General features: G+C 51.6%; 23 protein-coding genes. 13 read left to right on the top strand and 10 right to left on the bottom strand.

What is annotated here, in order from left to right:
- Positions 1 to 510: SdiA-regulated domain-containing protein (locus tag EK22_RS18940; RefSeq protein ID WP_036253564.1), on the top strand; the 510-nt coding region annotated here is incomplete at its 5' end.
- A gap of 65 nt (positions 511 to 575) precedes the next feature.
- Positions 576 to 3,428: an Ig-like domain-containing protein gene (locus tag EK22_RS25010; protein WP_036253566.1), complete on the top strand. Its 2,853-nt coding sequence runs from the start codon at positions 576 to 578 to the stop codon at positions 3,426 to 3,428.
- Positions 3,429 to 3,838: 410 nt separating this feature from the next.
- Here EK22_RS25010 and EK22_RS18950 read toward each other — a convergent pair whose 3' ends face one another.
- Entirely contained in the window at positions 3,839 to 5,743 is a 1,905-nt protein-coding gene (locus EK22_RS18950; RefSeq protein ID WP_051961974.1) for a CBM96 family carbohydrate-binding protein, read from the bottom strand.
- 482 nt (positions 5,744 to 6,225) lie between these two features.
- A complete protein-coding gene (gene pap / locus EK22_RS18955; protein ID WP_036253568.1) occupies positions 6,226 to 7,710 on the bottom strand; it encodes a polyphosphate:AMP phosphotransferase in 1,485 nt (494 codons plus the stop codon).
- Positions 7,711 to 8,089: 379 nt separating this feature from the next.
- Between pap and EK22_RS18960 the strand changes: the two genes are divergently transcribed.
- Positions 8,090 to 8,284 carry a hypothetical protein gene (locus tag EK22_RS18960; protein ID WP_020159484.1) on the top strand — a complete coding sequence of 65 codons (195 nt, stop codon included), beginning with the start codon at positions 8,090 to 8,092 and terminating at the stop codon, positions 8,282 to 8,284.
- A 190-nt stretch (positions 8,285 to 8,474) separates the two neighbouring features.
- Here EK22_RS18960 and lpxD read toward each other — a convergent pair whose 3' ends face one another.
- The 3 genes from lpxD to EK22_RS18975 all read right to left on the bottom strand — a co-directional run bounded on the left by lpxD (position 8,475) and on the right by EK22_RS18975 (position 10,741).
- Positions 8,475 to 9,518, bottom strand: a complete 1,044-nt coding sequence (lpxD, locus tag EK22_RS18965) for a UDP-3-O-(3-hydroxymyristoyl)glucosamine N-acyltransferase (protein WP_036253571.1) — start codon at positions 9,516 to 9,518, stop codon at positions 8,475 to 8,477.
- A 142-nt stretch (positions 9,519 to 9,660) separates the two neighbouring features.
- Positions 9,661 to 10,173, bottom strand: a complete 513-nt coding sequence (locus EK22_RS18970; protein WP_081917974.1) for a DUF2380 domain-containing protein — start codon at positions 10,171 to 10,173, stop codon at positions 9,661 to 9,663.
- A gap of 217 nt (positions 10,174 to 10,390) precedes the next feature.
- Positions 10,391 to 10,741 carry an HPF/RaiA family ribosome-associated protein gene (locus EK22_RS18975; RefSeq protein WP_020159481.1) on the bottom strand — a complete coding sequence of 117 codons (351 nt, stop codon included), beginning with the start codon at positions 10,739 to 10,741 and terminating at the stop codon, positions 10,391 to 10,393.
- A 236-nt stretch (positions 10,742 to 10,977) separates the two neighbouring features.
- Here EK22_RS18975 and nhaR point away from each other — a divergent pair, with 236 nt between their 5' ends.
- The gene (nhaR, locus tag EK22_RS18980; RefSeq protein ID WP_020159480.1) at positions 10,978 to 11,886 is read left to right on the top strand and encodes a transcriptional activator NhaR; all 909 of its coding nucleotides are present in this window, start codon (positions 10,978 to 10,980) and stop codon (positions 11,884 to 11,886) included.
- Positions 11,887 to 12,019: 133 nt separating this feature from the next.
- On the opposite strand, the gene EK22_RS18985 is transcribed toward nhaR, so the two are convergent.
- The 3 genes from EK22_RS18985 to EK22_RS24775 form a co-directional block, all read right to left on the bottom strand.
- Positions 12,020 to 13,114, bottom strand: a complete 1,095-nt coding sequence (locus tag EK22_RS18985) for a 5-(carboxyamino)imidazole ribonucleotide synthase (protein ID WP_036253579.1) — start codon at positions 13,112 to 13,114, stop codon at positions 12,020 to 12,022.
- A complete protein-coding gene (gene purE, locus EK22_RS18990) occupies positions 13,111 to 13,608 on the bottom strand; it encodes a 5-(carboxyamino)imidazole ribonucleotide mutase (RefSeq protein ID WP_020159478.1) in 498 nt (165 codons plus the stop codon). The genes EK22_RS18985 and purE overlap by 4 nt, the downstream gene beginning before the upstream one ends.
- A gap of 145 nt (positions 13,609 to 13,753) precedes the next feature.
- Positions 13,754 to 13,918 (bottom strand): hypothetical protein, encoded by a 165-nt coding sequence (locus EK22_RS24775; protein WP_161786470.1) that lies wholly within the window; start codon positions 13,916 to 13,918, stop codon positions 13,754 to 13,756.
- On the opposite strand from EK22_RS24775, the gene EK22_RS18995 reads away from it, so the two are divergent.
- Complete coding sequence (locus EK22_RS18995) at positions 13,918 to 14,361, top strand: hypothetical protein (protein WP_152565152.1); 444 nt, start codon at positions 13,918 to 13,920, stop codon at positions 14,359 to 14,361. The genes EK22_RS24775 and EK22_RS18995 overlap by 1 nt on opposite strands.
- A gap of 260 nt (positions 14,362 to 14,621) precedes the next feature.
- Here the strand turns inward: EK22_RS18995 and EK22_RS19000 are convergent, their stop codons facing one another.
- Together EK22_RS19000 and EK22_RS19005 are read right to left on the bottom strand one after the other, a co-directional pair.
- Positions 14,622 to 14,987, bottom strand: a complete 366-nt coding sequence (locus EK22_RS19000; RefSeq protein WP_036253582.1) for a hypothetical protein — start codon at positions 14,985 to 14,987, stop codon at positions 14,622 to 14,624.
- A gap of 137 nt (positions 14,988 to 15,124) precedes the next feature.
- Entirely contained in the window at positions 15,125 to 15,304 is a 180-nt protein-coding gene (locus EK22_RS19005; protein WP_027147291.1) for a hypothetical protein, read from the bottom strand.
- A gap of 1,334 nt (positions 15,305 to 16,638) precedes the next feature.
- Here EK22_RS19005 and gltA point away from each other — a divergent pair.
- The 8 genes from gltA (at position 16,639) to EK22_RS19050 (ending at position 24,613) form a co-directional block, all read left to right on the top strand.
- Positions 16,639 to 17,937, top strand: a complete 1,299-nt coding sequence (gene gltA, locus EK22_RS19015; RefSeq protein ID WP_027147290.1) for a citrate synthase — start codon at positions 16,639 to 16,641, stop codon at positions 17,935 to 17,937.
- An 85-nt stretch (positions 17,938 to 18,022) separates the two neighbouring features.
- A complete protein-coding gene (locus tag EK22_RS19020) occupies positions 18,023 to 19,291 on the top strand; it encodes an alginate export family protein (protein WP_036253586.1) in 1,269 nt (422 codons plus the stop codon).
- A gap of 189 nt (positions 19,292 to 19,480) precedes the next feature.
- Positions 19,481 to 20,194: an MBL fold metallo-hydrolase gene (locus tag EK22_RS19025; RefSeq protein ID WP_036253588.1), complete on the top strand. Its 714-nt coding sequence runs from the start codon at positions 19,481 to 19,483 to the stop codon at positions 20,192 to 20,194.
- A 2-nt stretch (positions 20,195 to 20,196) separates the two neighbouring features.
- A complete protein-coding gene (locus EK22_RS19030) occupies positions 20,197 to 21,108 on the top strand; it encodes a sulfite exporter TauE/SafE family protein (protein WP_036253590.1) in 912 nt (303 codons plus the stop codon).
- A gap of 55 nt (positions 21,109 to 21,163) precedes the next feature.
- Positions 21,164 to 22,750, top strand: a complete 1,587-nt coding sequence (locus EK22_RS19035) for a nitrite reductase (protein WP_051961975.1) — start codon at positions 21,164 to 21,166, stop codon at positions 22,748 to 22,750.
- Positions 22,750 to 23,061, top strand: a complete 312-nt coding sequence (locus EK22_RS19040) for a c-type cytochrome (protein WP_036253592.1) — start codon at positions 22,750 to 22,752, stop codon at positions 23,059 to 23,061. Before EK22_RS19035 ends, EK22_RS19040 begins: the two co-directional genes overlap by 1 nt.
- Positions 23,062 to 23,066: 5 nt before the next feature.
- Complete coding sequence (locus tag EK22_RS19045; RefSeq protein WP_020159467.1) at positions 23,067 to 23,372, top strand: c-type cytochrome; 306 nt, start codon at positions 23,067 to 23,069, stop codon at positions 23,370 to 23,372.
- Positions 23,373 to 23,449: 77 nt separating this feature from the next.
- Entirely contained in the window at positions 23,450 to 24,613 is a 1,164-nt protein-coding gene (locus EK22_RS19050) for a cytochrome D1 domain-containing protein (protein ID WP_020159466.1), read from the top strand.
- Position 24,614 lies beyond the last annotated feature (1 nt).

Here is a 24,614-nt window from a genome sequence, read left to right on the forward strand (position 1 = left end):
GGCGGCGAGCTGATCGCGGTCAAGGCGGGCGCGCGCAATAGGATGAATCCCGACAAGATCAAGCGCCTGGACGCGCAGGGCTTCGGCATCGCCGATCCCCAGGGCATGACGCTGGAACCGGCCACCGGCCGGCTGTTCGTTCTGGATGGCGCCGGACCGCGCCTGGTCAGCATCCAGCCGAAACCGGGACGCGAATTTGCCGGCGCCGAGGTGACGCCGATCGCGCTGCCGGGTGAACTGGGGGATCTGCGCGGCCTCGCCTTCAATCCCGAGGACGGCCATCTGTATGCGTTGAGCGCCGAGCGGCGGAAACTGTACAAATTGACGCTGGAGGGCGAACTGGCGGCCAGCCTGGATCTCTCCGGGTTAAATATCGGCACGCCCCAGGGCATGGTGTTCGGGCCGAGCCTGGATCGCACCGATCACCCGTCCATCTGCCATCTGTATCTGGTGACGGCCAAGGGGCCTAAAGGCGAAGTCAGCGAATGGGAACTGCCCGGACCTTTTTAGACCGGCGGCGGAAGTTTGATGTTTGCGAAGTTTCAGTCATCACTTTTCTTCAAGAGGACATTCCAATGACCAATCGAAAAACCCTGTTCAAACTTTCCGCGCTGGGTGCTCTGCTCCTGGCCGGCCAGCATCCCGCGCTTGCCGCGGATATCACGGGCTCGCTGATCCGGACCATCGATACCTCGGCATTCAATCCGCCCAGCCCGGACCCTAGCGGCGTTGCCTATCTCAGCGATATCGACAGATTGCTGATCTGTGACGGCGAAGTCAATGAAATGAATATCTATGACGGCGCCAACCTGTTCGAGATGACCCGCACGGGCGCTCTGCAAGGCACCTCGAACACGCTCGCCTACTCGGAAGAACCGGTGGGCTGCGCCTTCAACACGGACAACGGCCACCTGCTCATCTCCTCCGACGACGATAAAGCAGTCTACGATATCAATCCGGGGCCGGATGGGCAACTGTTCACCAGCGACGATAGCCGGACCTCGTTTTCAACCCGCACGCTCTGCGATAGCAGCGACCCCGAAGGCATTGCTTACGGAGAAGGCACGCTGTTCATCATCGATGGCGTGAATGCGGAAGTCTACAAGGTTACGCCGGGACCAGACGGGCTTTTTAACGGCTCGGGAGAAACCTGTACGCATTTCGATACCTCATCACTGGGCGTGACCGATCCCGAAGGCGGCGAATACGACCCGGACAATCCGGGGCACCTCTATATCGTCGGCAAGCCCAAGGAAGAATTGGCTTATCTGACTACGTCGGGCACGCTGGTGCGGACGATAGGCATCGACGCCGCCAGTCCCGTAAAACCCGCCGGGCTCGCGGCGGTATCGAAAAATATCTCCGGGGATAATACAACGCATGTCTATGTCGCCGACCGTGGTATCGATAATGATTCGAACCCGAATGAAAACGACGGCAAGGTTTATCAGTTTTCAATCCCGACTGGCGCACAGCCGGGCAATCAGGCGCCTACTGTCGCGGCCGGCCCGGATCAGTTCATCAGCGCATCGGCCGATGCCCTGCTCGACGGCACAGTGGCGGATGACGGGCTGCCCAATCCTCCCGGCCAGGTCACTACCACCTGGAGTAAGGTCAGCGGCCCGGGCACGGTGACTTTCGGCAATGCCAGCGCGGTCGATACCACGGCGAGTTTTTCCAGTCCCGGCGTTTATGTGCTGCGCCTGACGGCCAGCGATTCGCAGCTTTCGGGCAGCGATGACGTGCAAATCAACGTCCAGTCCCAGCCGGCGCCTTTCGCCGCCATCTACGTTTCCACTGTCAGCAGTGGCACTGTGAATGGCATAGCATTTGGAGACGAGGACATCCTCGCCTACGACACGGCCAACGGCACCTGGTCACTGTATTTCGACGGCTCCGATGTGGGTCTTGGCGCCAGCGGCGTGGAAGTCGATGCCTTCCACATTATGCCGGACGGCAGCATTCTGCTCAGCTTCGCGGCTGACGGCCTCGCGATACCGAACGTGGGCACCGTTGATGACTCCGACATCGTGCGTTTTATCCCGACCTCACTGGGCACTAACACGGCGGGCAGCTTCGAATGGTATTTCGACGGCTCCGACGTGGAACTGACCGCTAGCGACGAGGACGTTGACGCCATTGGATTTGCCCCGGATGGACGTCTGCTCATCAGCACCACTGGCAACCCGACAGTCACAGGCGTTTCCGGCGCTAACGACGAAGATATGCTCGCTTTCACACCCACGTCCCTGGGTGAAGCCACAAGCGGCACCTGGGCTCTGTATTTCGACGGTTCGGATGTGGAACTCAGCCAAAGCAGCAGCGAGGATGTGAACGGCGTCGCGATCGACGATAACGGCGACATTTATCTGACCACGCTGGGTACGTTCTCTGTCACCGGCGCCAACGGCGGCGGCGCCGATATTTTCCAATGCAGTCCAAGTTCAACCGGCAGCAATACGGCCTGCAACTATGCATTTGTCTGGAATGGCATAGGCAGCGGACTGCCGTCCGGAACGGTGGTCAATGGCATCGATCTGACGCGCACGGCATCGGGCGGCGGTGGCGGCGGCAGCGATGATACGACAGCGCCTACCGTGAGCCTGACAGCTCCTACGAATGGCGCCACGGTGCTCGGCACGGTTACCGTTTCGGCCAATGCCTCGGATAATGTCGGCGTCGTGGGCGTGCAATTCAGACTGGACGGCGTCAATTTAGGCGCCGAGGATACCAGTTCGCCCTATTCCATCGCCTGGGATACGACGGCGGTAGCCAACGGCAGCCACAGCTTGACCGCCGTGGCGAGGGATGCCGCCGGGAATATACGTACATCCGATGCAGTCACCGTCACCGTGGACAATTCAACGGGCGGCGGAGGCGGCGGCAGCGGCTCGCTGGACATCCGCGTCTCAGCCAGTACCGATGACGCCGAGGAAATCATTTCTACCGGCAAGATGGATTTGAAAAGCTCCGATCTTGAGATGATACTCGACTCAGATGGCAACCAAACCGTGGGAATGCGTTTTAACGCCATTACGATTCCACAGGGAGCGACGATTACCAGTGCTTTCATCCAGTTCACGGTCGATGAAGCGGAATCAGGCGCCACCACGCTGCAAATTGCGGGTCAGGCTATCGACAATGCCCCCACGTTTACCACAGCAACCGGCAATATTTCCTCACGACCCAAAACGGGCGCTTCGGTATCCTGGAGTCCGGCGGCATGGCCGACAAAGAATGTCGCCGGCCCTGACCAGCGGACGCCGAATATCGCCGCCGTGATTCAGGAAATTGTCAATCGCGCCGGCTGGTCGAGCGGCAATTCGCTGGCGGTGATCATTACCGGCAGCGGCGAGCGTGTTGCGGAAGCCTTCGATGGCGTGCCATCCGCCGCGCCGCTGTTGCATGTCGAATATACGGCCGATTGAGGGCGACCGCTCCAGAGCCGTATCCATGTTTCATAAAAAAGGGGCCCTTGGGGGCCCTTTGCTGATACAACCATAGCCAGTATCAATGCTGGTCATGGCTGCGTCTTGTTGAAATCCCTCCCGTTTCCAGGAGGGGCTTTAGCCGTTTAGGAACGCGCATAAAATAACTTCCCCAAATGTGCGAATGAATTCGCACCTACAATTCCCTGATTTATTTCATGCCCATTACTTAGGATTTGGCCGTAAATAATTTCCCGGTTTACGGATGCAATTAACCGTTATGTAGGGGCGAATTTATTTATGCCCTTTGGGTACTTGTGCCCTTTAGGGTATTCGCCCAGGGCGACTCAAGTCGTCCCCACAAAGGTATTATTTATTCATCACGATTCAGGGAAGTTATTAACGCATCCTTACTTCACCGTAACGATCAACTGTGGTGCAAATCCCGATCTTTCTTTCGATCTGTAATCGGCGCCATCACTTGAGGTCGACTGCATGCTCAGGCTGTATTCGCCATCTCCCTTGATTAACGAGGTGACATCCACTTCATACCAATTGCCCTTGGTGACCGCGCCCAGCGATGCGATCTTGCCCTGATCGGCCGGTGGCGCACTGTTCCAGGTGACACTTTGCTCGGACCAGGAATTGTCGGCGACCGGATAAAAATCCCCGCCAGTTTTTGATGAATTGGAGTTGTGCAATCGCAGCTTGGCGCTGGCAACCTGGTCCGATCCGATACCTGAAACCGCGAACTTGATGAGGGCATGCGCCATGGAACTCTTATCGACCTCCAGCTTGTCCTCGCTGCCGTAATTGGTATCAGGCGAATCGGCCATGATCGTTGCATCGGCGACAGGCGCAAAAGTCAGCGTATCCGACCCCGTGTTATCCTCGCCGCCCCCCGTTCCGGAATCGATTATCGGCTCTTCCGGATCTTCCGGCCCATCTGTCCCTGGTCCGGTTGAAGGCGGTGGATCAATGACATCACCGCCTGCAACCCGTGGATCGGTTCCGTTCAAATACTCTTCGACGTTGGTGTAACCGTCATTATCGGCATCTTGCGAACCATCCGCCGCGTTCGAGGCATTTAAACCGTTCGCCTGTTCCCACTCGTTGGGCATCCCGTCCTTATCGTCGTCGGGCAGCGGTGTTCCGGGCGCCATGACCAGCCAGCCGCCCACCTCGGACGGGTCATCGATAAGACTGCCGGTGCCGTTGCGCACATCGTCAACGATGCTGGCGTCATGGGCATCCCGCACCGGCAAGGTGGCGCCGACGCCATCCAGCACCTTGGTAAACGCTTCGTTTGCCGGGAAAGTCGTTACCGCCGGCGCCGGGAAGCGGCTGTTCACGATCATCCAGCGGCTGTCCTCGCGCACGATCTCTGCATCCGGCAGATCGTTCGTCGGCCGGTGAAAGCCGATGTTGCCGCTGACGTAGACTCTGGGCTGCCGGCCGGTGCTGTCGTAGTAAAAGACTTCATAGCCCTTGCTGCCGCTGCTCGGCCCCATTTTGTAATAGTTGTTGACAATGTTGGCTTTCGGTTCGCCGAACTTGTCCTTGATCTCGGTCCAGCGCGTAGCGTTGTAGAAGACATTGTTGACCAGATCCACAGTCCCGGACGAATTGACATTGGGATTGCGGTCCTCGTTATGCGCCAGCAGATTGTGGTGCGCGGAGATATTGTCGGAGTTGGCGTCCCTGAAATGCATGCCCTTGCTATGATCGCCTTCCGGATGGGTGGCGTTTCTCAATCCTTCCGCGACAATACTCCACTGGATCGTAAAGTCATGCGCTCCGCCCGTTTGAAATACTTCGTCCGTTCCCCACGAGAAAGAGCAATGGTCCACGACGACGTTATATGGCCCCGGGTACATGGTCATTGCATCCAGTGTTCCGCCGTCATTCGGACTGGGGGAGGAACGGATTCTGAGATAACGCAGCACCACGTCGTGCGTGCTTATCCGCATCGGCCCTTTGCCGTTGGACTCATGATTCTTGATTGTGATGCCATCGCCGGGGGCTGTCTGCCCGGCTACTGTCAAATAGGGTTCCTCCACCTCAATCCGTGATGACAGCTCTATAGTACCGGCCACCTTAAAAACGACAATACGCGGGCCGGACGCCGTCAATGCGGCGCGCAGGCTTCCAGGACCGCTGTCGTTCAGGTTGGTGACTTCGATCACCTTGCCGCCGCGCCCGCCCGGTGTTTCCGTCCCGAACCCCTCCGCTCCCGGAAAAGCCGGCAAGCTGAATGCCGGTCCTGACAAACCGGCCAAGACCAATCCTGAAAACGCTAAATTTAATTTATGCATATATATACCTTACATTTTTAGCAGCTTTTTAAATTTATTTAAAACAGTAATCGAGTGAAATTTAATTAATATTTAACAAGAGCTTGTAATTAATATTTAAAATTGCTGCTATACATCATCAATGCTTGTTTTTAAATGCCGTCCAATTCAAAAGCACATAGAAACCTAAAGGGAGCTAATTTGTGCACGATTTCAAAGAGGACGATTATTGGATCAAATGGAAGTACTTAATTGACACGCTAAACGCCGTGTTCCCGATTAGCTTATTTGATGAACCTTAGCTCTTGCTTAGGAGCGATAAGTTTTTTTATGCATTTACTAATCAATTAGTTACAAGTTACCATTATCGAAACAATCCGGCACTCTCACTGAATTATTTGAATTGGGGAATATTAGAATTACAGACAAATATAATATGGCCAATTAGAACTGAATAGTCACTATCAATTCTTAAACTTACATTATTAAAAAATATATATTAATCAGTCGAAAATCGATTCCAATTTCTCGCAATAGCTTTTTAATACTTTAATACGGGCATATTTTTTATCATTGCCTTCAACCAATATCCAGGGAGCAGCCTCGGTACTGGTGCGGGTTATCATGTCATTGACTGCCAATTCATAGTCGGCCCATTTTTCACGGTTGCGGTAATCTTCTTCGGTTATCTTATGTTGTTTATAAATGATCCGTTCGCGCTCACGAAAACGTCTCAATTGCTCATCCTGGTCAATATGCAGCCAGAATTTCAGGATAATGATACCGGCGCGCATTAATTCTTCCTCAAAATTGACTATTTCCGAAAAGCCTCGCCGCCATTCATGTTCCGCCGCAAAGCCTTCAACACGTTCAACCAGCACACGTCCATACCAGCTCCTGTCATAGATAGTGATCTTGCCGGCGCGCGGAATATGGCGCCAGAACCGCCACAGGTAATGCCGGGAGCGCTCTTCATCGGTGGGTGCGGCCACGGAAATCACGCGGTAATGCCTCGCATCAAGCGCATGGATCAAGCGCCTGATGGCTCCCCCCTTGCCGCTGGCATCCCAGCCCTCGAAGACTAAGATACTGGAGCATTTTTTCTGGTGCGCCAGCCTGGTCAGCCGGCTAAGTTCGCCTTGATAAAAACTCAATTGTTCATCATAGGTTTTTTTGCTCAGTTTAAGCGACAGGTCGAGCCTGGCCAGTACACTGTCCCGTGGAATATCGATGATACCGGTGGCGGTTACAGGCTCGATGACACCTTGGCCGGCAGCTCTTCTTTCGATATGCCGGCCAATACTGTCCAGCACATGCCGGCCTACGGATAGACGGCTGTAGCGTCTATCCGTACCGTCGATAATCCGCCAGCGCGCGGCGGCGGTACTGGTTTCGAATAATGCGCGTTCAGCCACCCGGATAAAATCATCATACGTTTTCAGATGTTTTTTATCGCGGTCGCTTACCCGCCAACTGGTTTGCGGATTTTTTTCGAGCTTTTTCAGCCGTTTTTGCTGTTCACCCTTGTTCAGGTGCAACCAGCATTTAATGATCAAGACGCCATCATCGGTTAACAGTTGCTCGAATTGCTTGATGTGCGTTAATTCAACGTGCAGTTGATCATTCGTGATTTCCTGGCGGACACGCTGCGATATCGGCTCGCTGTACCAGGAGCCTATATAAATGCCAATGGTGCCTTTTGCCGGCAATGTGCGCCAGAAGCGCCAGAACTTGGGCCGCTCCTTCTCTTCATCGCTAGGTTCGTCGAAAGCATTAGTTTGTATATAGCGCGAATCCATCCACTCGTTCAGAAGATTGATTATTTCGCCCTTGCCGCCTCCATCAACGCCTGATACAAGGATAATGACAGAAAAATCCGCCGATCGGAGTTTCCGCTGCGCCGTCAGCAATTGCGTTCTCAATTCCAGCACTTGCTTATCGTATTCGGCTTTCTTCAATCGATGTTCCGGTCCGGAAATTTCAAACATTTGACCTTCCTTCAACCTCGTCAATGTGATTTCTTTAACTTGCTCTACCTTAACTGATCAGCAGCCCTCGCCTAAAAACACATTACGCTGTCGCTATGCATGCTTCGCAATAAAATTATAAGTTATTTAATTATCAATAACTTATAAATATAACTTTGAAAAATAAGGCAATAAATAAGAGCTTTATTCAAAACAAAAAACACGACAGTCAAGATAAATTTATTTTAGTTTTGACACAACACCTTATCTCGTGATAAAAATTAACCCGTCGTTTACAAAAATATTTCGACGATCGGCTCAATGATTATTAATTGTTGAGTTGCCCCTTTGAGGAGAGGGGACAAAAACATTACTACAATAACTATATGAGGATTTAAAAATGGCTGAAGAACAAGAAAGAGATAATTTCTGGCTGTACATCGGCGGAATCATCGTCGCGACTATCATATTAGTTGTCATGCTCAAAGGCAGAGAAACCGAGCATTTGAAAAGCGGCGCAGTAGCTGAACTTCAACAAGAAACTTTTCAAGCTATTGAAGCAAGAAAAGCGACAAAAAATAAAGCTGTAGAATAAGATACTGCTACCCCCTCGCAGACATATGCGGGGGGGTTGTTTAACATTTTTTAATTCCCTGGCATCACTGATGCTTTTCCTGGCCGCTTTTTAGAAACACTAAAGCGCATTTTCAAGCCACCATTCCAACAACGCTAGTTCAGCGATCTCACGACAAGCAACTACCGAATTTACTGATTAGCCATATCGGCTACACATCTTTATCAAGAAGAAGACTGAGCTTCTCTTCCAGAATTTTCACTTTTTTCAACAGTTCCGGCAATTTACTGATGGCCACTTGCTCTTTATAGGCGATTTTCTTGTCCTTGGCAGGACTGCCGAATACTTGAGCGCCCGGCTTGACATCGCCGGCTATCCCCGAACGCGCCATGACTACCGCGCCGCGACCGATCGTGACATGATCGGCAACGCCGGCACTACCGGCCAGGATGGCATAATCCTCAATCGTGCAAGAACCTGATACGCCTGTTTGACCGCACATGATCACGTGTTCGCCGACTTTATTGTTGTGTCCGACCTGTACCAGGTTATCTATTTTGCTGCCTGATCCGATCACCGTACTACCCAGCGCGCCCCTGTCGATACAGGTGTTAGCGCCGATCTCGACGTTATCCGCAATAACGACATTGCCGACCTGCGGCACTTTAACATGCGCACCATTGCGAAATTTATATCCGAATCCCTCAGCGCCGATAACCGCACCGGAATGAATGATGACGTTGTCGCCGATTTCCACATTATCATAGATGACGGCATAGGGATGAATGCGGCAGTTTTTACCTATCTTGGCATTATTCCCGATATAGACGCCGGCCAGTATGTCGCTGCCATCACCGATACTCGCATTTTCGCCAATCACCGCATACGGTCCGATATACAGTTCGTTGCCTAAGACAACATTGTCCTCAAGGACGGCCTGGGGCGAAATTTTCCGGCGATAAACCCTGGCCGGATGCAACATCTCGACGGCTTTAATAAAGCTGATCTCCGGATCGGCGCAAACCAGTAACGCCATGCCTGGCGGAACGTTTTCAACCGTGAAACCTTCTGCGATAAAACAGGCGGAAGCCATCGAATTCTTGATATGAGCGGCATACCGGCTATTTGTCAGCTGGGTGACTTGTCCGCTTTGCGCGGTCATGATATCCGCCGCGGCGTGAATTAATACTGATGCGTCTCCCCCATCAATCCGGGCTCCGCAAAAATCGGCTAGTTCGCTTAATATAACCGGCATAGTTGTCTCTGCTATTATTGTGTTATAGGGCCAAACTATATGGCATATAGTGGCTATAAAAAGAATAGTTTAGCAAAAACAAATAAGTCGGTATGACAAAAAACAGTTTCAATGGAAATTAACCGCCAGTTTCAAGCCTTGTTTAGTTGTTTTTTAGCGTTTTGTCGATTTTAACAGCCAGACTTTCCACGCCTTTCAAGGTAAGTTTTTTATCATTGCCCTTAATTTCGGAAATGTAATTGCCTATCAACCGGCCAGTATGCACGTCAATTAAGTGAGCCATAAGATAAGCAAACAGAAAGCTGGGTTTGTGCAGGCGCCCGACCAGCACATAATCGGCGCCGGTTGGCTTGGCCAGTTCGGCCGCCACATCGTCATGATCGAAAAGATAACCGACACCAACATCAGCATTCCGCTGGGCCTCAGAGCGGACCGTCACGACTTCATAGCCGGCTTTTTCCAGTTCGTTTTCCAGCATGGCTCTTATGCTGGCTGTGCGTTGGATTTCCGCAGGAATGCCGGGGGCCAGGGTCAGATCTTTCAGCTCGAAATCCAGAATGGCGATACGTTGCCCGGCCCAACTGTCCAGACTCATCAAACATAAGACCAATGGCAGAATCATCCGCCATATTCGGGCGTTGGCTAAATAACTCATTGTTTCTCCCTTAGTCAGAAAATGGTATTAACGAAGCGATTCGGGCGAAAATTATCAATTAACCACTGAAATTTGACCAATAATTAATTCGTTGGATTGAGCTGGAATGCCAAAGTTTGATTAAATTTTGTACTTAACCGCGGCATTGTCAATGGCCCTCTCCCGAATGGAGAGGGCGCGTTGTCAGTATTGAGGTTGAAAGCAGGACAGGCGGGTATTAAATTTCAGCCGTAACCGCATTGGCTGAATTGAATACACGTTTGAATTTTCGATGCTTGGCTACATGACGCGTGACCGTGCGTCCGGCTCGATCGGTCGCATTGTCAACAGCCGCATACATATTGGCCTCAACATCATCAATAATTACATCTGATTGGTGGGGTATCACTACTTGAATATGGCAGCGTTTATCGGCGCCGCCTTTGGGTCCATTGGCATTGGAAAGGCGCACGATGATACGCTGAACAGAATCATTACTGCTGGTTAAAGCACTGTTGATACGCTTAATGACATAACGCTGTAATGCTTCGGTCAAAGAAAAATTTCGAGCTTGAATATCAATTTGCATACTGCACTCCTGATTGAGTATTACCAGATGAGCTTTTAAATTACCGTGTCTTGTATTAAATAAAAAGTCGGATATTTTTTATTAATTGATCGGATTAATCGAACTTTTTCGCTTTTTAAAGAAGCAAATATCCATCACGGCATCGCGTGAGCGGAATAAAAAAATCATCCATGTATGATTTCATCAGTGATCATGTTCTAATTGACCGCAATCAGAGCATGAACTGAGCAATATCTATGATTAACTACAAGCATCTCCATTACTTTTGGATGGTCGCCAAGGAAAAAAGCATTGTCCGGGCCAGTGAACGTTTAAACCTGACGCCTCAAACCATTAGCGGACAACTGAGCTTACTGGAAGAATCTCTGGGTGTGGCGTTATTTGATCGGGTAGGTCGTCACCTCGAACTCACCGATACCGGCCATAGAGTGTTAGCTTATGCCGATGAAATCTTCTCGCTAGGCTGTGAATTGGAAAGCGTGGTTTACGATCGTCCTATCGAGCCGATATTGACATTCAACGTAGGCATTGCCGATGTCGTGCCTAAATCCATTGCTTATCGCTTGCTGGAACCGGCCTTGCACATACCCGCCCCGGTACGCATCAATTGCAGGGAAAATGATCTCAACTCGCTATTGGGCGATCTGGTTCTGCACAAACTGGATCTGGTCATATCGGACAGCCAAATCCCTGCGGACATCCATATTCGTGGCTTTAGCCGGCCGCTGGGCGAATCGGCGCTGACATTTTTCGCCGCGCCGAAGCTGGTAGACACTTTCGCACAGTCTTTTCCGAACTGCCTCGATAATGCCCCGCTGTTATTGCCGGGCGACGCCAGTGGAATAAGAGGTCAACTCCAGCAATGGTTTGATAGATGGCATATTCACCCTCGCATTATCGGAGAATTTGATGACAGTGCGCTGATGGAGGAATTTGGCCAGGCCGGCATCGGTATTTTTGCCGCGCCGACCGCGATTAAGGCGGAAATCGAAAAGAAATACGAAGTGCGATCCATTGGCGACGCAGAAGACTTAACCGTTCAATTTTATGCCATCTCAATGCAGCGAAAAGTCTCCCACCCGGCTGTAACGGCAATTACCGCCAAGGCCAGGGAATGGCTGTCCTACGATACGACAAATCAATAAGAGAAGGCATCAGCCTGCGCCCTTTTCAACTTGTGCGCCCAAAACATAGCGCGTTTTGAGCGCCTAGCGACTGAACCGCATCGCAATGCCGTCGGGCCACGATTTCTGCCGCGGCCCGCAGGAGGATCGAACGTTATGAGTCGTCCACCTGGTCGGCAAGCGTGGTTAAGGCCTTAACCAAATCCGACAGCCTTTCCGGATTTTCCGCCCGCGCCGTCGCGTGCGCGACTTTGCGGCCTTTCCGGGGCGCTTTGTCATAGAGATGCAGATGCGCATTCGCAATCTTCAACACGTCCTCATTAGCCGGCAGGCCGCCGATAAAATTCACCATGGCAGCGTTGCCGACCGGCGTGGTCGCGCCTAAAGGCTGGTCCAGAATCGCGCGCAGATGATTTTCAAACTGGCTGGTTTCCGCGCCTTCAATCGTCCAATGGCCGGAGTTATGCACACGTGGCGCGAATTCATTGGCAATCAGCGTACCGTCCACATCGAACAGCTCCAGGGCCAGCACACCGACATAATCCAGTGCTTCCAGTAGCGTTGTAACGTGGGATTCAGCCTGTTTTTGCAGCTCATCGCCGTCCCGGCATTCAGAAACACGCAAAATACCGCCGCGATGCAGGTTCTCCGATAAAGAATAGAAAGCAATGGCGCCTGAAATACTGCGTGCCGCAATAATTGACACTTCACGTTTGAACGGCACGAAAGCCTCGACGATGGCCGGCACGCCTTGCAACAGTTCCCAGGCAGGCTCCAGATCGTCAACGGATTTGAGCACTGACTGGCCTTTGCCGTCGTATCCCTGGGTACGACTTTTCAAGATAGCCGGCCATCCGATGCTCGGCATGGCCTGTTTCAAATCCTCAAGGCTGTTGAGCGCCGCGAAAGCCGGCGTCGGAATTCCGATTTCACGGAAAAAGTTTTTCTCGCTGAGCCGGTCCTGAGCAACAGCCAGCGCCCTGGGCGCCGGATGCACTTGTGTCCGCGCGGCCAGAAACTCAGCAACATGCGCCGGCACATTCTCAAATTCATAAGTGACCACATCAGCACGTTCCGCCAGCTGCGCGAGCAAGGCCGGGTCGCTATAATCCCCATGCAGATGCTCGCCCAATTTGTTGGCACAGGCATCGGCCGACGGATCCAGAAATATAAAATCGAGCCCCAAAGGATAACCTGCCAACGCAATCATGCGCGCAAGCTGTCCAGCTCCGAGAATGCCGATTTTCATGCCATGTTCTCCCGCGGATCTGAATGTTCCAGCACCATTTCAGTCTGTTCATGCCGAAAATCGTTCAAGGTCGCACGGTATTGGCTGTGTTTATTGCTGATAATGGCTGCCGCCAGCAAAGCGGCATTTGTGGCTCCCGCTTTGCCGATTGCCAAAGTGCCGACCGGAATACCGGCAGGCATTTGCACAATCGATAATAAGGAGTCCATGCCGTTTAAGGCTTTGGACTGTACCGGCACACCCAAAACAGGCACGATGGTTTTCGCCGCCGTCATACCGGGCAGATGAGCGGCGCCACCGGCGCCCGCGATGATCGCTTCCAGTCCCCTGGCTTCCGCCGTTTCGGCATAATGGAACAGTTTGTCCGGTGTCCGGTGTGCCGAAACGACGTCAACTTCATACGGCACCCCAAGTCGATCAAGCGTTTCCGCAGCAAAGCGCATGGTTTCCCAGTCAGAGGTCGAGCCCATAATGATGCCAACCAGTGCTGTCATGTGTTACTCCTATCAGTATCAGAATAATCCGGACACAACAGGTCCAAATAATAGTTAAGCGCGGAATTATCGCATAAATGTCGGCGATGTTTTCTAAGTTTTCGCATAATTTATCGGCAACAGTCCGAAGCGCTATTCAACGCCTTCATTCTCTAATATATAAAAACAGCACGGCAATCGTTGAAGGTTTTCCTGACAGCGCCATGCCCGCAACACCATCAGTTCCTGCCTCTAATTTGTCAGGCAAGTCGGGAATATCAGCCCTTGACATCGTTAACCTAATGCTTATAGTTACTGAAATAATACTCAATGAATAATCAATTGCGGAATTTAACAAACGAAATGACACGACTGCAACGGAAACAACTAGAGGGATGGATAGTGGTTTTGATGCTTTTCTTTGTCGTGTGGTTGTTTCAAGATAACCCTGTCGTCGCACGCGGCGCTTTCTTGCCGGTCATTATTTACCTGATGGCGAACTGGAGCACCATTCTTTATATGGCACGGGTAGGCCCTACCCCTACGGAAGTACTCGCAAAAAGCATTCGCATCCGGGTGGGACTGTTTGTTTGCATAGGCCTGCAATTAGCCGTTGCTTATTTCTTTTTATTTACCGGCAGGGATCTGGGGGAAATTTTGACCGGGTATGGTTCGTTAACGCTCGCCGTGCTGTTTCCGATTTTGCCGGCTGTCATTAACAGCGAATTTGCGCGATTCCGCCGTTTGGGGAAAACGGCGCCGAAAGAGCAATAGCACTCTGAAACGTTTGCTACGGAGTGGATACGGAATATAAAAAAAAGGATGACGCAGAGGGAGAGGATTGTGAGTATTCGCGTGCGTTTCTAACTGCGTTTCACTAAGGACAGCCCCGCGACATTTATTTCCAGACTTTCGTTTCTATAGCGGGGAGATTGTTTGCCGGGTGGTTGAAAACCAAATTTGCGCCATTAACCGGCTGACAGCACCGAATGAGCAAGAGACCCATACGGATCTCTTGCTGCTCAAATTTCCTGCTAACCTTTGCCGGGCAGCATACCTACTGAACCGGGCTTAATGCGTTTGCAGGTGACCACCATATCTTCCAGATGACATTGAGCCTTGCCTTTGCTATCGGCATCCGTGCATTCTTCACAGACGGGCGTGCCGGTACTTTTCACTTCTGACACATGCCAGCCGTAACCTTGTGTCTGACAAAACTTCTTACTGTATCTGTTCAGATTATATTGCTTTGAAGCCGTTTCGATTGCCGCGGATTTGGCTTCGCACTTCGCTGAAGGCAACGTATTGGCCATGATATCCCGATAAATATATTCTGTTGCCGTTGCGCCACCTGAAAAAAGCGATAACGCCGCCAACAGGCCTACCAAATTAAGTTTCATAATTCTCTCCTCATTATTTAGCGATCATTGATGCGCTATATCTTCTATATAATAGTGTCGCCCTGGACCATGATTACAACCGGCGCCTGCAAAAATCGGCAGCCAAGATCCCACGAAGTATCCTGTATGCTCAGGATTTAATTTAAAACACGAATATTCATAAGCGCGGCTTCATCTTGCAGCTGCTGTTTGATCGGAGCGAATTTTTCGTCCTCGCTCTTCTTGACCAACACCAAGGTCGTCACTAAAGCAAACGTTATGCAGCCGACATACAACCAGAATCTATCTTTTGTTTGTGCTTGTGTTTCATCATTCATTTTTCTGTACCTCTGTATTTTTAAGTCATCTATGGACATGCCAAAGTTGTTAAAAAAGCCCGGCCATTTAAAACCGGCGCTGTACCTCATTTCACTACTGAAGCACCTGCTTCGTTCATGTATTCAGCAATTTCCCAAGGTGGATAATTTCAACCTGATATTGGCACGATCACTGACATCAATCACCTTCAGCCCTACCCTAAAAAAACGGATAGGGCATGATAAAAATTGCCGTGCTTACAAATTTCCTTTTCAATTTAGTAGTGAATCGATACTATAGGAAAGCCAGAGCTCACTGTCAATAAATATCGAATCAATACTACATGTTTTCGATATTACGCCCGTCGAGCGCTCAACGCAATCATTTACTCCGGCTAATCTTCAACTGTTACTATCGCCGCCGCTAATAACCCAGTCGTAAATCAGTCTCGGTACTTTTTTAACCTTTCTCAGCTACAGCTTGCCTTAAGCGTAGTTTTCCTAATGCACAGGTATTCCACGCCGTTTCATATTTACTGATGTTGCGCACGAACCTTTTAATCCCGTCTGCCGCGATTATTGCGGTTCTTAAGCCCTTCACACTACACAGTAATATGCGGACGTCATAACCCTCGGCTGGCGTATCGGGTCGAATCCCCATAGGGCACGAGTACATTCAAACCAGCAACCGCGTAACATCAGATATTTATTTGAAGAGCATGAAACTAAAGCCACAGTTAATTACTCTTTAAATATAAAGCACCAGATTGTCTTTAGATGTCTTGGCATCTTTATCGAACACAGAGAATTACCTCGATGTTTCTTTAGTAATATGCCTTACCTATTAATTGCCATTGACTGGATTCAGAGGGCTTTCCAATGCATGACTTTTGTAAAAACGCTTTGTATGGCTTACTGACTGTTATCGTGCTTATCAGTTTTATCGTGAGCACATTTATCGTCTCAAGCATTTTAGTTATCAGTTTTACGCTATGGTTTGTCTGGAATTACAGCAATCTCGCCATACAAAGAAAGCTCAACTACATATTTGAAATTTAGCGCTGCATTGAAAAGCCCCATAAAAGCGCTTTCCATATTCCAGCATTGAACTGGGAGGGAGAAATTTCGCCTCTATTAAAATTTAATGGCGCCATATTTAAGAAGCCGTCTTTCTAATTATTTCAGGTTCTCGCCGGCAAACGACATCGCATTCGAGATGCCACCCGTTCACAAATCCGCATTATGATTCCCAGGGTCAAGCCGAACAAACAGTTGAGCATGTATTTTCTGTTTAAATATCATTTAGCTTTGTGATACTGTCGTTAAAATAAATTATTAGAACGGAGATCAGTACCATGACTAACCAACGCCGTGTTACCCTAGTTAATGAGGAGAATCAGTCCGTATGTGAGTTGCCTGTTTTATCAGGAACTACTGGCCCTGATGTAGTCGATGTCCAGGATCTGTATAAAAAGACCGGCATGTTTACCTATGATCCGGGTTATACCTCCACTGCCAGCTGTTCCTCGAAAATAACGTTTATTGATGGTGAAGCCGGCATATTGCTGTACCGCGGTTACCCCATCGAGCAACTGGCTGAACAATGCACTTTTCTGGAAGTCTGCTATTTGCTGCTGAACGGCGAGCTGCCGACCAGCAGCCAGATGGATCAGTTTGAACATTCCGTAACCATGCATACGATGGTGCACGATCAGTTGACCAACTTCTTTAAAGGCTTTCGCCGGGATGCCCATCCAATGGCCATCATAGTCGGCGTAGTCGGCGCTCTATCCGCTTTCTATCATGACGCCCTGGATATTACCAATAAAAAGGACCGCGACCTGTGCGCCATTCGCCTGATCGCAAAAATACCGACCATCGTGGCCATGAGTCATAAATACAGCATCGGCCTGCCGTTTATGCACCCGCAAAATAAACTGAGTTACGTGGAAAATTTCATGCGCATGATGCTGGCCACGCCTTGCGATGACTTTCACCCCAACCCGATTCTGGTAAAAGCGCTGGATAGAATCCTGATTCTGCATGCCGATCATGAACAGAATGCCTCCACATCGACGGTTCGCCTTGCCGGTTCCAGCGGCGCCAATCCCTATGCCTGTATTACGGCGGGAATCGCCTGCTTATGGGGCGCGGCGCATGGCGGCGCCAATGAGGCGGTGCTGAACATGCTGGAAGAAATCGGCGATATTTCGCATATCGACCCTTATATCAAAAAAGCCAAGGATAAAAACGATCCATTCAGACTGATGGGGTTCGGCCATCGCGTTTACAAGAACTATGACCCGCGAGCCAAGCTCATGCGCGCGACATGTCATGAAGTGCTTAATGAACTGGGCCTGCATGACGACAGGTTATTCAAGCTGGCGCTGGAATTGGAGCGCATTGCCCTGGAAGACGAATACTTCATCGAGAAAAAACTGTATCCGAACGTCGATTTTTATTCGGGTATCGTGCTGCGCGCCTTGGGGATCCCCAGCAACATGTTTACGGCCATGTTCGCCATGGGCCGCAGCGTAGGCTGGATTGCTCACTGGGATGAAATGATATCGGATCCGGAACAGAAAATAGGCCGCCCCAGACAACTCTATACCGGATCAACGAGGCGCGATGTGGTGCCCATGGCCGCACGCTGAATGGTCAGGCATCGGTTCTTGATGCCATCCGCGGGGCGGGCTCGTTAAACTTGTACCATTCGCTATCATATCGTGGGGAGTAACAATGTCTTTACGTAAAACATTAGCCGATACCAGCATAAAAATCACGTTTGTATCGGCGGCTGTTTTATTCTTTCCAATAGCCCACACGGCGGCCTTTGCCGCGATGGACGATGCCATCGAAAACGCATTGAAATTCGGCCAGGCCGATGCCAGGTATGGACAGGTAAAATTCAACCTGCGTTATCGTTACGAAAACGATGACAGCAAAAACCCTGACAAAGCCGTCGGCAATGCCTCTACTGTTCGTCTGCGCCTGGGGTATTTGACGCCCGAATTCCACAGTCTGCAAATTTACGCCGAATACGAGGGCAACCAGGATGTCGGTGCCAACACCTACAACAGCCTCAGAAACGGCCACGATACGTATGAGACGATCGCCGATCCGCAACAGCATGAACTGAATCAATTCTGGATCAGCTATACCGGCCTGCCCGGTACCGAAATCAAGCTGGGGCGCCAACGTATCACGTTGGATAACCAGCGTTTTATCGGCGACCTGGACTGGCGGCAAATGCAGCGAACGTTTGACGCGATTACGGTTAGCAATAATTCGTTGCCCAACACGACAATACAGGCCGGCTATATAACCAGTGTCAGGGAAGTGACTGCGGAAAAAATCTCGATGGACAGCCAGTTCGTCAATATCGGCTACGATATCGAACGCATCGGCCTGTTATCGGCCTACACCTATCTGCTGGGCTACAATGACCTGCCGGCCGACAACATAAAATCCAGTCAGACTTATGGCGTTCGTTTTAACGGGGGGGCCACAATCAATGACGATGTCGCCACCATTTTTACCAATGAGTATGCCTATCAACAGGATTATGCGAATAATCCCGACGACTACGAAGCCGATTATTACCTGTTAGTCGCGGGCCTTCAGGCTTACGGCTTCACGATCAAAGGCACCATAGAGCAACTGGACGGCAAAGGCTCAGGCCCCGCGTTTCAAACACCTTTGTCATCGGATCACCTGTTTAACGGCTGGTCGGATCAATTTACGGTTATACCGGTTCACGGCCTGCGCGATATCAACGGCTCAATCGGCGCCACGGTCATGGGCATCAATATCGAAGGCATTTATCATGATTTCGCCGACGATACCGGCAACATCGATTATGGTGAGGAATGGGATTTCATCGCCGCCAAAACCTTTGGCAAGCACTACAGCTTGCTGGCCAAATACGCCTATTACGATGACAACGGCGCGCTGCCCGGCTTAACCGATACGCATAATTTCTGGCTGCAGGCTGGAGTCAGTTTCTAAACCGTCCGGCAACGATTCATTGCAATAATATGGTTCACACCGATAGGAACCGGTTTTCAGATCCCGTCAATTGGAAATAACGGCCAGCCTATCGGGCCGAATGATTGATAAAGCTATTGATCATCCCCTGGACTGTCTTATAATTAATATTAGATTTTTATTATTTACTTAATTGAAGAGGTTAACTCCATGATCTTCAGACAACTTTTCGAACCCGACACCGCTACCTACAGTTACCTGCTCGGCTGCGAATTCAGTCAAAAAGCCGTCCTGATCGATCCGGTCGCCGGCGACGTGGAGCACTATATAGCGCTTCTAAACGAACTTGAATTAACATTGATCTACACCATGGAAACCCATGTCCACGCCGACCATATCACCGGCGCCGGCTTATTGAGGGACAAACTGGGCAGTAAAGGCGTCGTTCACCGCGATGCCGGCGCCATGTGCGCCGATCTGCTGGTCACCGACGGCGTGCAGCTTCAGGTTGGCGAAATTGAAATACTCGTCCGCCATACTCCCGGCCATACCTCAGGTTGTGTCAGTTATGTCGCCGGAGACCGTGTTTTTTCCGGCGATGCCCTGTTTATCGATGGCTGCGGACGCACGGATTTCCAGCAGGGCGATGCCGGCATGCTCTATGACAGCATCACGCAAAAGCTGTTCACGCTGCCGCCTGACACACTGGTTTACCCGGGACATGATTACAACGGCAAAACCGTATCCACGATCAAACAGGAAATAGCAACCAACGCCCGTCTGGGCGGCGGTAAAACGCGGGAGGAATTTATTGAAATCATGGCGAATCTGAATCTGCCTTATCCTCGATACATTGACGAGGCCTTGCCTGCCAACCAGGCCTGCGGCCAACCGGATAAACAAGAGTCCGTCAGACAAGGTTAATCATGCTGCTATTAATCGCGCTCTCCCTGCTGATCGGCGTTTTACTGGGCCTTTTAGGAGGGGGAGGCTCAATCCTGACCGTGCCGGTTCTGGTTTACCTGGCTGATTTATCGGCCAAAAACGCAATTGTCACCTCGTTAATTGTCGTCTGCCTGACCAGCTTTATCGCCGTCATCAATCATGCGCGCAATGGCCGGGTTTGCTGGGCCACGGGCCTGGCTTTCGGCCTGAGCGGCATGATTGGCGCCTTTCTGGGAGGCCGGCTGACCACCTATGTCCCTGACTCGCTGCTGCTGGTGCTGTTTGCCGTCATCATGCTGGCAGCCTCGGTGCCGATGCTGCGCGCTAACAAAATCCGAAATCTGCCCCCGGCCCCGGCCTCTACAAAGCCCTGCCCCCGGCATCTACCACTGATAGCGCTAGCCTTCGACGGTTTTCTGGTCGGATTGATGACTGGACTGCTCGGCGTCGGCGGCGGTTTCCTGATGGTTCCGGCACTGAACAATCTGGCTGGTCTCCCCATACATGCCGCCATAGGCACATCGCTGTTTATCATGGTGATTCAATCCGCTGCGGCCCTGGCGGGACACGCCAGCCATATGACGGTCGACTTGTTTTTAACGACCCTGGTAGCGGCTTTTGCCATTACTGGCAGTTTTATCGGCAGCAGCCTGTCCGGCAAGATACCCGGCCGCCATTTAAAACGCGGTTTCGGCCTGTTCGTTTTCGGATTGGGCTGTTTCTTGCTCTACCGCGAGATAAACCAGCCGATGATAGCGCAAATAAAAGACCTTGCTATCCGTTATCAGGACTTCATTCTCGGCGCTTCGACCATTCTGGCCATACTGCTGTTTTATCGGTTATGGCTTTGGGCACATACTGCCAAAAATAACAATGATCGTAATCAAACTTGAGCTTTCGGTGTTAATTGGATAATATTGATTCAATACTACCTGGAGTTCATAGAGAATGAAAAATACAAAAAAGCTTCTGTCTCAATCAGTCATTGCCGGCTTAACCGCCCTCGTTTTACCTTTAGCCGCACAGGCGAAATCCGATAACGCCCAGAATATGCATCAATTGTATGAAAACAATTGTGCCAGTTGTCACGGTTCCGATCATGGCGGCTATCTGGCTCCGGCATTGAACGCGGATACCTTGAAAGGCCGCAGCCCCACGGCTTTGCGCAGTCTGATCATGACCGGAAGCTTCGACACCCTAATGCCTCCGTTTTACGGCCGTTTAACGGACGACCAGATTCGCGGCCTGGTCAGTCACCTGCAAAAAACTCCCAAACAGGATAACCCCGCCTGGACCATTGACGACATGAAAGCGTCATTAAAAGTCTACGTCAAAGATGAAAGCACATTACCCGATAAACCAACCTACCAGATCGGCAGCATGGATGACGTGATCGGTGTCGCGGCTCGCGGCAAATACGGCCGCGGCGATGGTTCCAAAGCGGTTTTCATCGATAGCACGACCCATAAACAAATCGGCGAAGTTCCAACCGGCACGGCGGCGCATATCATCGACTATAACCCGGCCAACCCGCGCTGGGCTTATGTAAAAACCGACACGGCGGAAATTTACAAAGTCGACCTGTATTCCATGAAAGCCGTGCGCAGCATCAAGACCGGCTACAATGGTCCGGGCATGGGCGTATCGCGCGACGGCAGATACATCATGGCCGGCTCGTTCGTCCCGCACAATGCCGTCATTCTGGACGCCGACACGCTGGAGCCGTTGAAAACCTTTGAACTGGAAGGCATTGATCCGGACGGCAACATGGTCACCTCCGATTCCGGCATGGTCATCGGCACGCCCTATGACGATATTTTCGCCATTGCCCTGGAAAACGCCGGCCAGGTCTGGGTGGTCGATCTGAAAAAAGACCAGGACTTCCCTGTCACCAAAATCACCGATGTCGGCCGCCATCTGCATGACGCGTTCCTGACGCATAACGGCCGCAAGCTGATGATCGCCTCATACGATGACAGCATCGTCGCCGCGATCGACTTGAAAGACCGCAAGATCATCAAAAAACTGGAAGCGGGCTGCGTACCGCACGTAGGCGGCGGTTCCGCCGTCAAGGTTGATGGCCGTACCCTGGGCTTCGGCACCAACTTCGGCGACTGCGAAAAAACAGTCGTCAGCGTCTGGGACCTCGATACCATGGAAGTGGTCAAGCAAGTCCCCGTTTCCGGCGGCACCGAATCACCGGCCGCCCATGCCAACGCACCTTATGTGGCTGTGGACATTATCAGCAAGGACCGGCGCGCGCGCACCATTCAGCTGATCGACAAGAAAACGCTGGAAGTCGCGAAAACACTGGATGTCGGCGGTCATGCCTATTTCCCTGAATACAGCGCGGACGGCAAATTTCTGTATGTCAGCGCCGGTTACAGCGGCGACGAAGTCGTCGTATATGATTCCAACTCGCTGAAGAAAGTCGCTTCCATCTCGATGGAAAGCCCGGCCGGTATTTTCTCGCACGGCCGTGTTAAATACATGACCCGCGGCCTTTCACCGGACGAGATGGAAGGAGCAAAATAATGAGACTATTTGCTCTTTCCAGCGTCTTGATCGCAGGCCTGTGCGGCATCCAAAGCGCTAATGCCGCAAGCATTTACGCCGGCCATGCGATTGCGGCCGCAGTCTGCGCGCAGTGCCACGGCATCGTCAACCCGTCCGCCGGCGCGCCTTTTCCGCCGCTGGCCGGGCGCGACGCCGAGTACCTGAAATCGGCGCTAAAGCAATACCGCGATAAAACACGCGAATCGGACATCATGAACAATATTGCCGGTTCTTTAAGCGATAAAGACATCAACAATGTCATCGCCTACTATTCGCGATTAAAACCTTAAAACCCATGAAAAAACTGCTGCTGTTAATCCTGGTTTCCAGTACCGCCCTTGCCGGTGAACCTTCGGCAGACAGGCAGGCCGTGCTGCGCAACATGCTCAAGCATGATTGCGGAGCGTGTCATGGGCTAACGTTAAAAGGCGGCCTGGGCCCTGCCCTGCTGCCTGAAGCATTGGCCGGAAAATCGGATGATTTTCTGGCCGATACTATCCTTAATGGCCGCACAGGAACCGCCATGCCTCCCTGGCAACAATTTATCAATCGCGATGAAGCGCTCTGGCTGGTTAACATTTTACGCAACCCCGAGCATTAATTCATGCCAAGGCGCGATGTACCCGCGCATCCTATCCTGTTCGAAATTTTAAGTGCCGAGCGCACGACTTATCCATTATGAAAAAGCTAATCCCCATTCTAGGCTTCGTCTTATCCCTCAACGCCGCGGCGGAACCGCGCGCGACCGGTGATTTAGGCGTCGTCATTGAACGCGAAGACGGCAAAGCGATGATCATCAATACCACCGAGCGCAAGCAACTGGCTGAAATCGAAGGCCTCGGGGATCTGTCGCATGCTTCGGTCGTGTTCTCGCGCGATCAGCGCTATGCCTATGTTTTCGGCCGCGACGGCGGTCTGACCAAAGTCGATTTGCTTGGTGACGCCATAGCCCGGCGCATCGTTCAGGCCGGCAACAGCATCGGCGGCGCCATTTCCCAGGATGGCCGTTTCATTGCCGTATCCAATTACACGCCCGGCGGCGTCAAGGTGTTTTCTTCCGACACGCTGGAACTGGTCGCCGATATCCCGGCCGAATATGACAACGGCAAACTGTCCAAGGTCGTAGGTTTGGCCGATGCGCCCGGACAACGCTTTGTCTTCAGCCTGTTCGATGCCGGTGAAATCTGGGTGCTGGATCTTAACAATCCGCAACAGCCCGCCATTGAAAAGTTCAGGAATATCGGCAAGCAGCCTTATGACGCCTTGATATCGCCGGATGGCCGTTATTATATTGCCGGCCTGTTCGGCGAGCCCGGCCTGGCCTTGCTGGATTTATGGAACAGGCAAGACGGCGTCAAGCGCGTGCTGCCGGAATACGGCAAAACCGATGAAAAACTGCCGGTCTATAAAATGCCGCATCTTGAAGGCTGGGCCATAGCCGGCGATTACCTGTTCGTGCCGGCCGTCGGCAAGCACGAAGTACTGGTGATCGACAAACGCCAATGGCAATTAGTGAAAGCTATCCCGACGGCCGGACAACCGGTTTTTGTCATGGCCCGGCCCGATGCGCGGCAAATCTGGGTTAATTTCGCTTTCCCCGATAACGGCCAGGTGCAGGTCATTGACGCCAAGGACCTGAGCGTCAGCAAGACCCTGGCGCCGGGCAAAGCCGTTCTGCACATGGAATTCACACCGCGCGGCGAGCAGGTCTGGCTTGCCGTTCGGGACGACAACCAGATCGTTGTTTACGATACCGAAACCCTGGCGGAAATCACGCGCCTGCCGGCAAAAACGCCCAGCGGCATATTCTTCAGCGCACGGGCGCACCAGATAGGCCTGTAGT

Origin of the sequence: Methylobacter sp. BBA5.1, from assembly GCF_000746145.1 — a bacterium.
Lineage (GTDB): Bacteria > Pseudomonadota > Gammaproteobacteria > Methylococcales > Methylomonadaceae > Methylobacter > Methylobacter marinus.

Excerpts from the sequence above, each read along its gene's own strand:
- EK22_RS19025 (WP_036253588.1), top strand. The coding sequence starts at position 19,481 with ATGATCTTCAGACAACTTTTCGAACCCGACACCGCTACCTACAGTTAC.
- EK22_RS19035 (WP_051961975.1), top strand. The coding sequence starts at position 21,164 with ATGAAAAATACAAAAAAGCTTCTGTCTCAATCAGTCATTGCCGGCTTA.
- EK22_RS19000 (WP_036253582.1), bottom strand. The coding sequence starts at position 14,987 with ATGAAACTTAATTTGGTAGGCCTGTTGGCGGCGTTATCGCTTTTTTCA.
- EK22_RS19050 (WP_020159466.1), top strand. The coding sequence starts at position 23,450 with ATGAAAAAGCTAATCCCCATTCTAGGCTTCGTCTTATCCCTCAACGCC.
- lpxD (WP_036253571.1), bottom strand. The coding sequence starts at position 9,518 with ATGCCGGTTATATTAAGCGAACTAGCCGATTTTTGCGGAGCCCGGATT.
- EK22_RS19030 (WP_036253590.1), top strand. The coding sequence starts at position 20,197 with ATGCTGCTATTAATCGCGCTCTCCCTGCTGATCGGCGTTTTACTGGGC.
- EK22_RS18975 (WP_020159481.1), bottom strand. The coding sequence starts at position 10,741 with ATGCAAATTGATATTCAAGCTCGAAATTTTTCTTTGACCGAAGCATTA.
- nhaR (WP_020159480.1), top strand. The coding sequence starts at position 10,978 with ATGATTAACTACAAGCATCTCCATTACTTTTGGATGGTCGCCAAGGAA.
- EK22_RS19020 (WP_036253586.1), top strand. The coding sequence starts at position 18,023 with ATGTCTTTACGTAAAACATTAGCCGATACCAGCATAAAAATCACGTTT.
- pap (WP_036253568.1), bottom strand. The coding sequence starts at position 7,710 with ATGTTTGAAATTTCCGGACCGGAACATCGATTGAAGAAAGCCGAATAC.
- EK22_RS18995 (WP_152565152.1), top strand. The coding sequence starts at position 13,918 with ATGAATAATCAATTGCGGAATTTAACAAACGAAATGACACGACTGCAA.
- EK22_RS19040 (WP_036253592.1), top strand. The coding sequence starts at position 22,750 with ATGAGACTATTTGCTCTTTCCAGCGTCTTGATCGCAGGCCTGTGCGGC.
- purE (WP_020159478.1), bottom strand. The coding sequence starts at position 13,608 with ATGACAGCACTGGTTGGCATCATTATGGGCTCGACCTCTGACTGGGAA.
- EK22_RS18950 (WP_051961974.1), bottom strand. The coding sequence starts at position 5,743 with ATGCATAAATTAAATTTAGCGTTTTCAGGATTGGTCTTGGCCGGTTTG.
- EK22_RS25010 (WP_036253566.1), top strand. The coding sequence starts at position 576 with ATGACCAATCGAAAAACCCTGTTCAAACTTTCCGCGCTGGGTGCTCTG.
- EK22_RS18970 (WP_081917974.1), bottom strand. The coding sequence starts at position 10,173 with ATGAGTTATTTAGCCAACGCCCGAATATGGCGGATGATTCTGCCATTG.
- EK22_RS18985 (WP_036253579.1), bottom strand. The coding sequence starts at position 13,114 with ATGAAAATCGGCATTCTCGGAGCTGGACAGCTTGCGCGCATGATTGCG.
- EK22_RS19045 (WP_020159467.1), top strand. The coding sequence starts at position 23,067 with ATGAAAAAACTGCTGCTGTTAATCCTGGTTTCCAGTACCGCCCTTGCC.
- gltA (WP_027147290.1), top strand. The coding sequence starts at position 16,639 with ATGACTAACCAACGCCGTGTTACCCTAGTTAATGAGGAGAATCAGTCC.
- EK22_RS18960 (WP_020159484.1), top strand. The coding sequence starts at position 8,090 with ATGGCTGAAGAACAAGAAAGAGATAATTTCTGGCTGTACATCGGCGGA.
- EK22_RS19005 (WP_027147291.1), bottom strand. The coding sequence starts at position 15,304 with ATGAATGATGAAACACAAGCACAAACAAAAGATAGATTCTGGTTGTAT.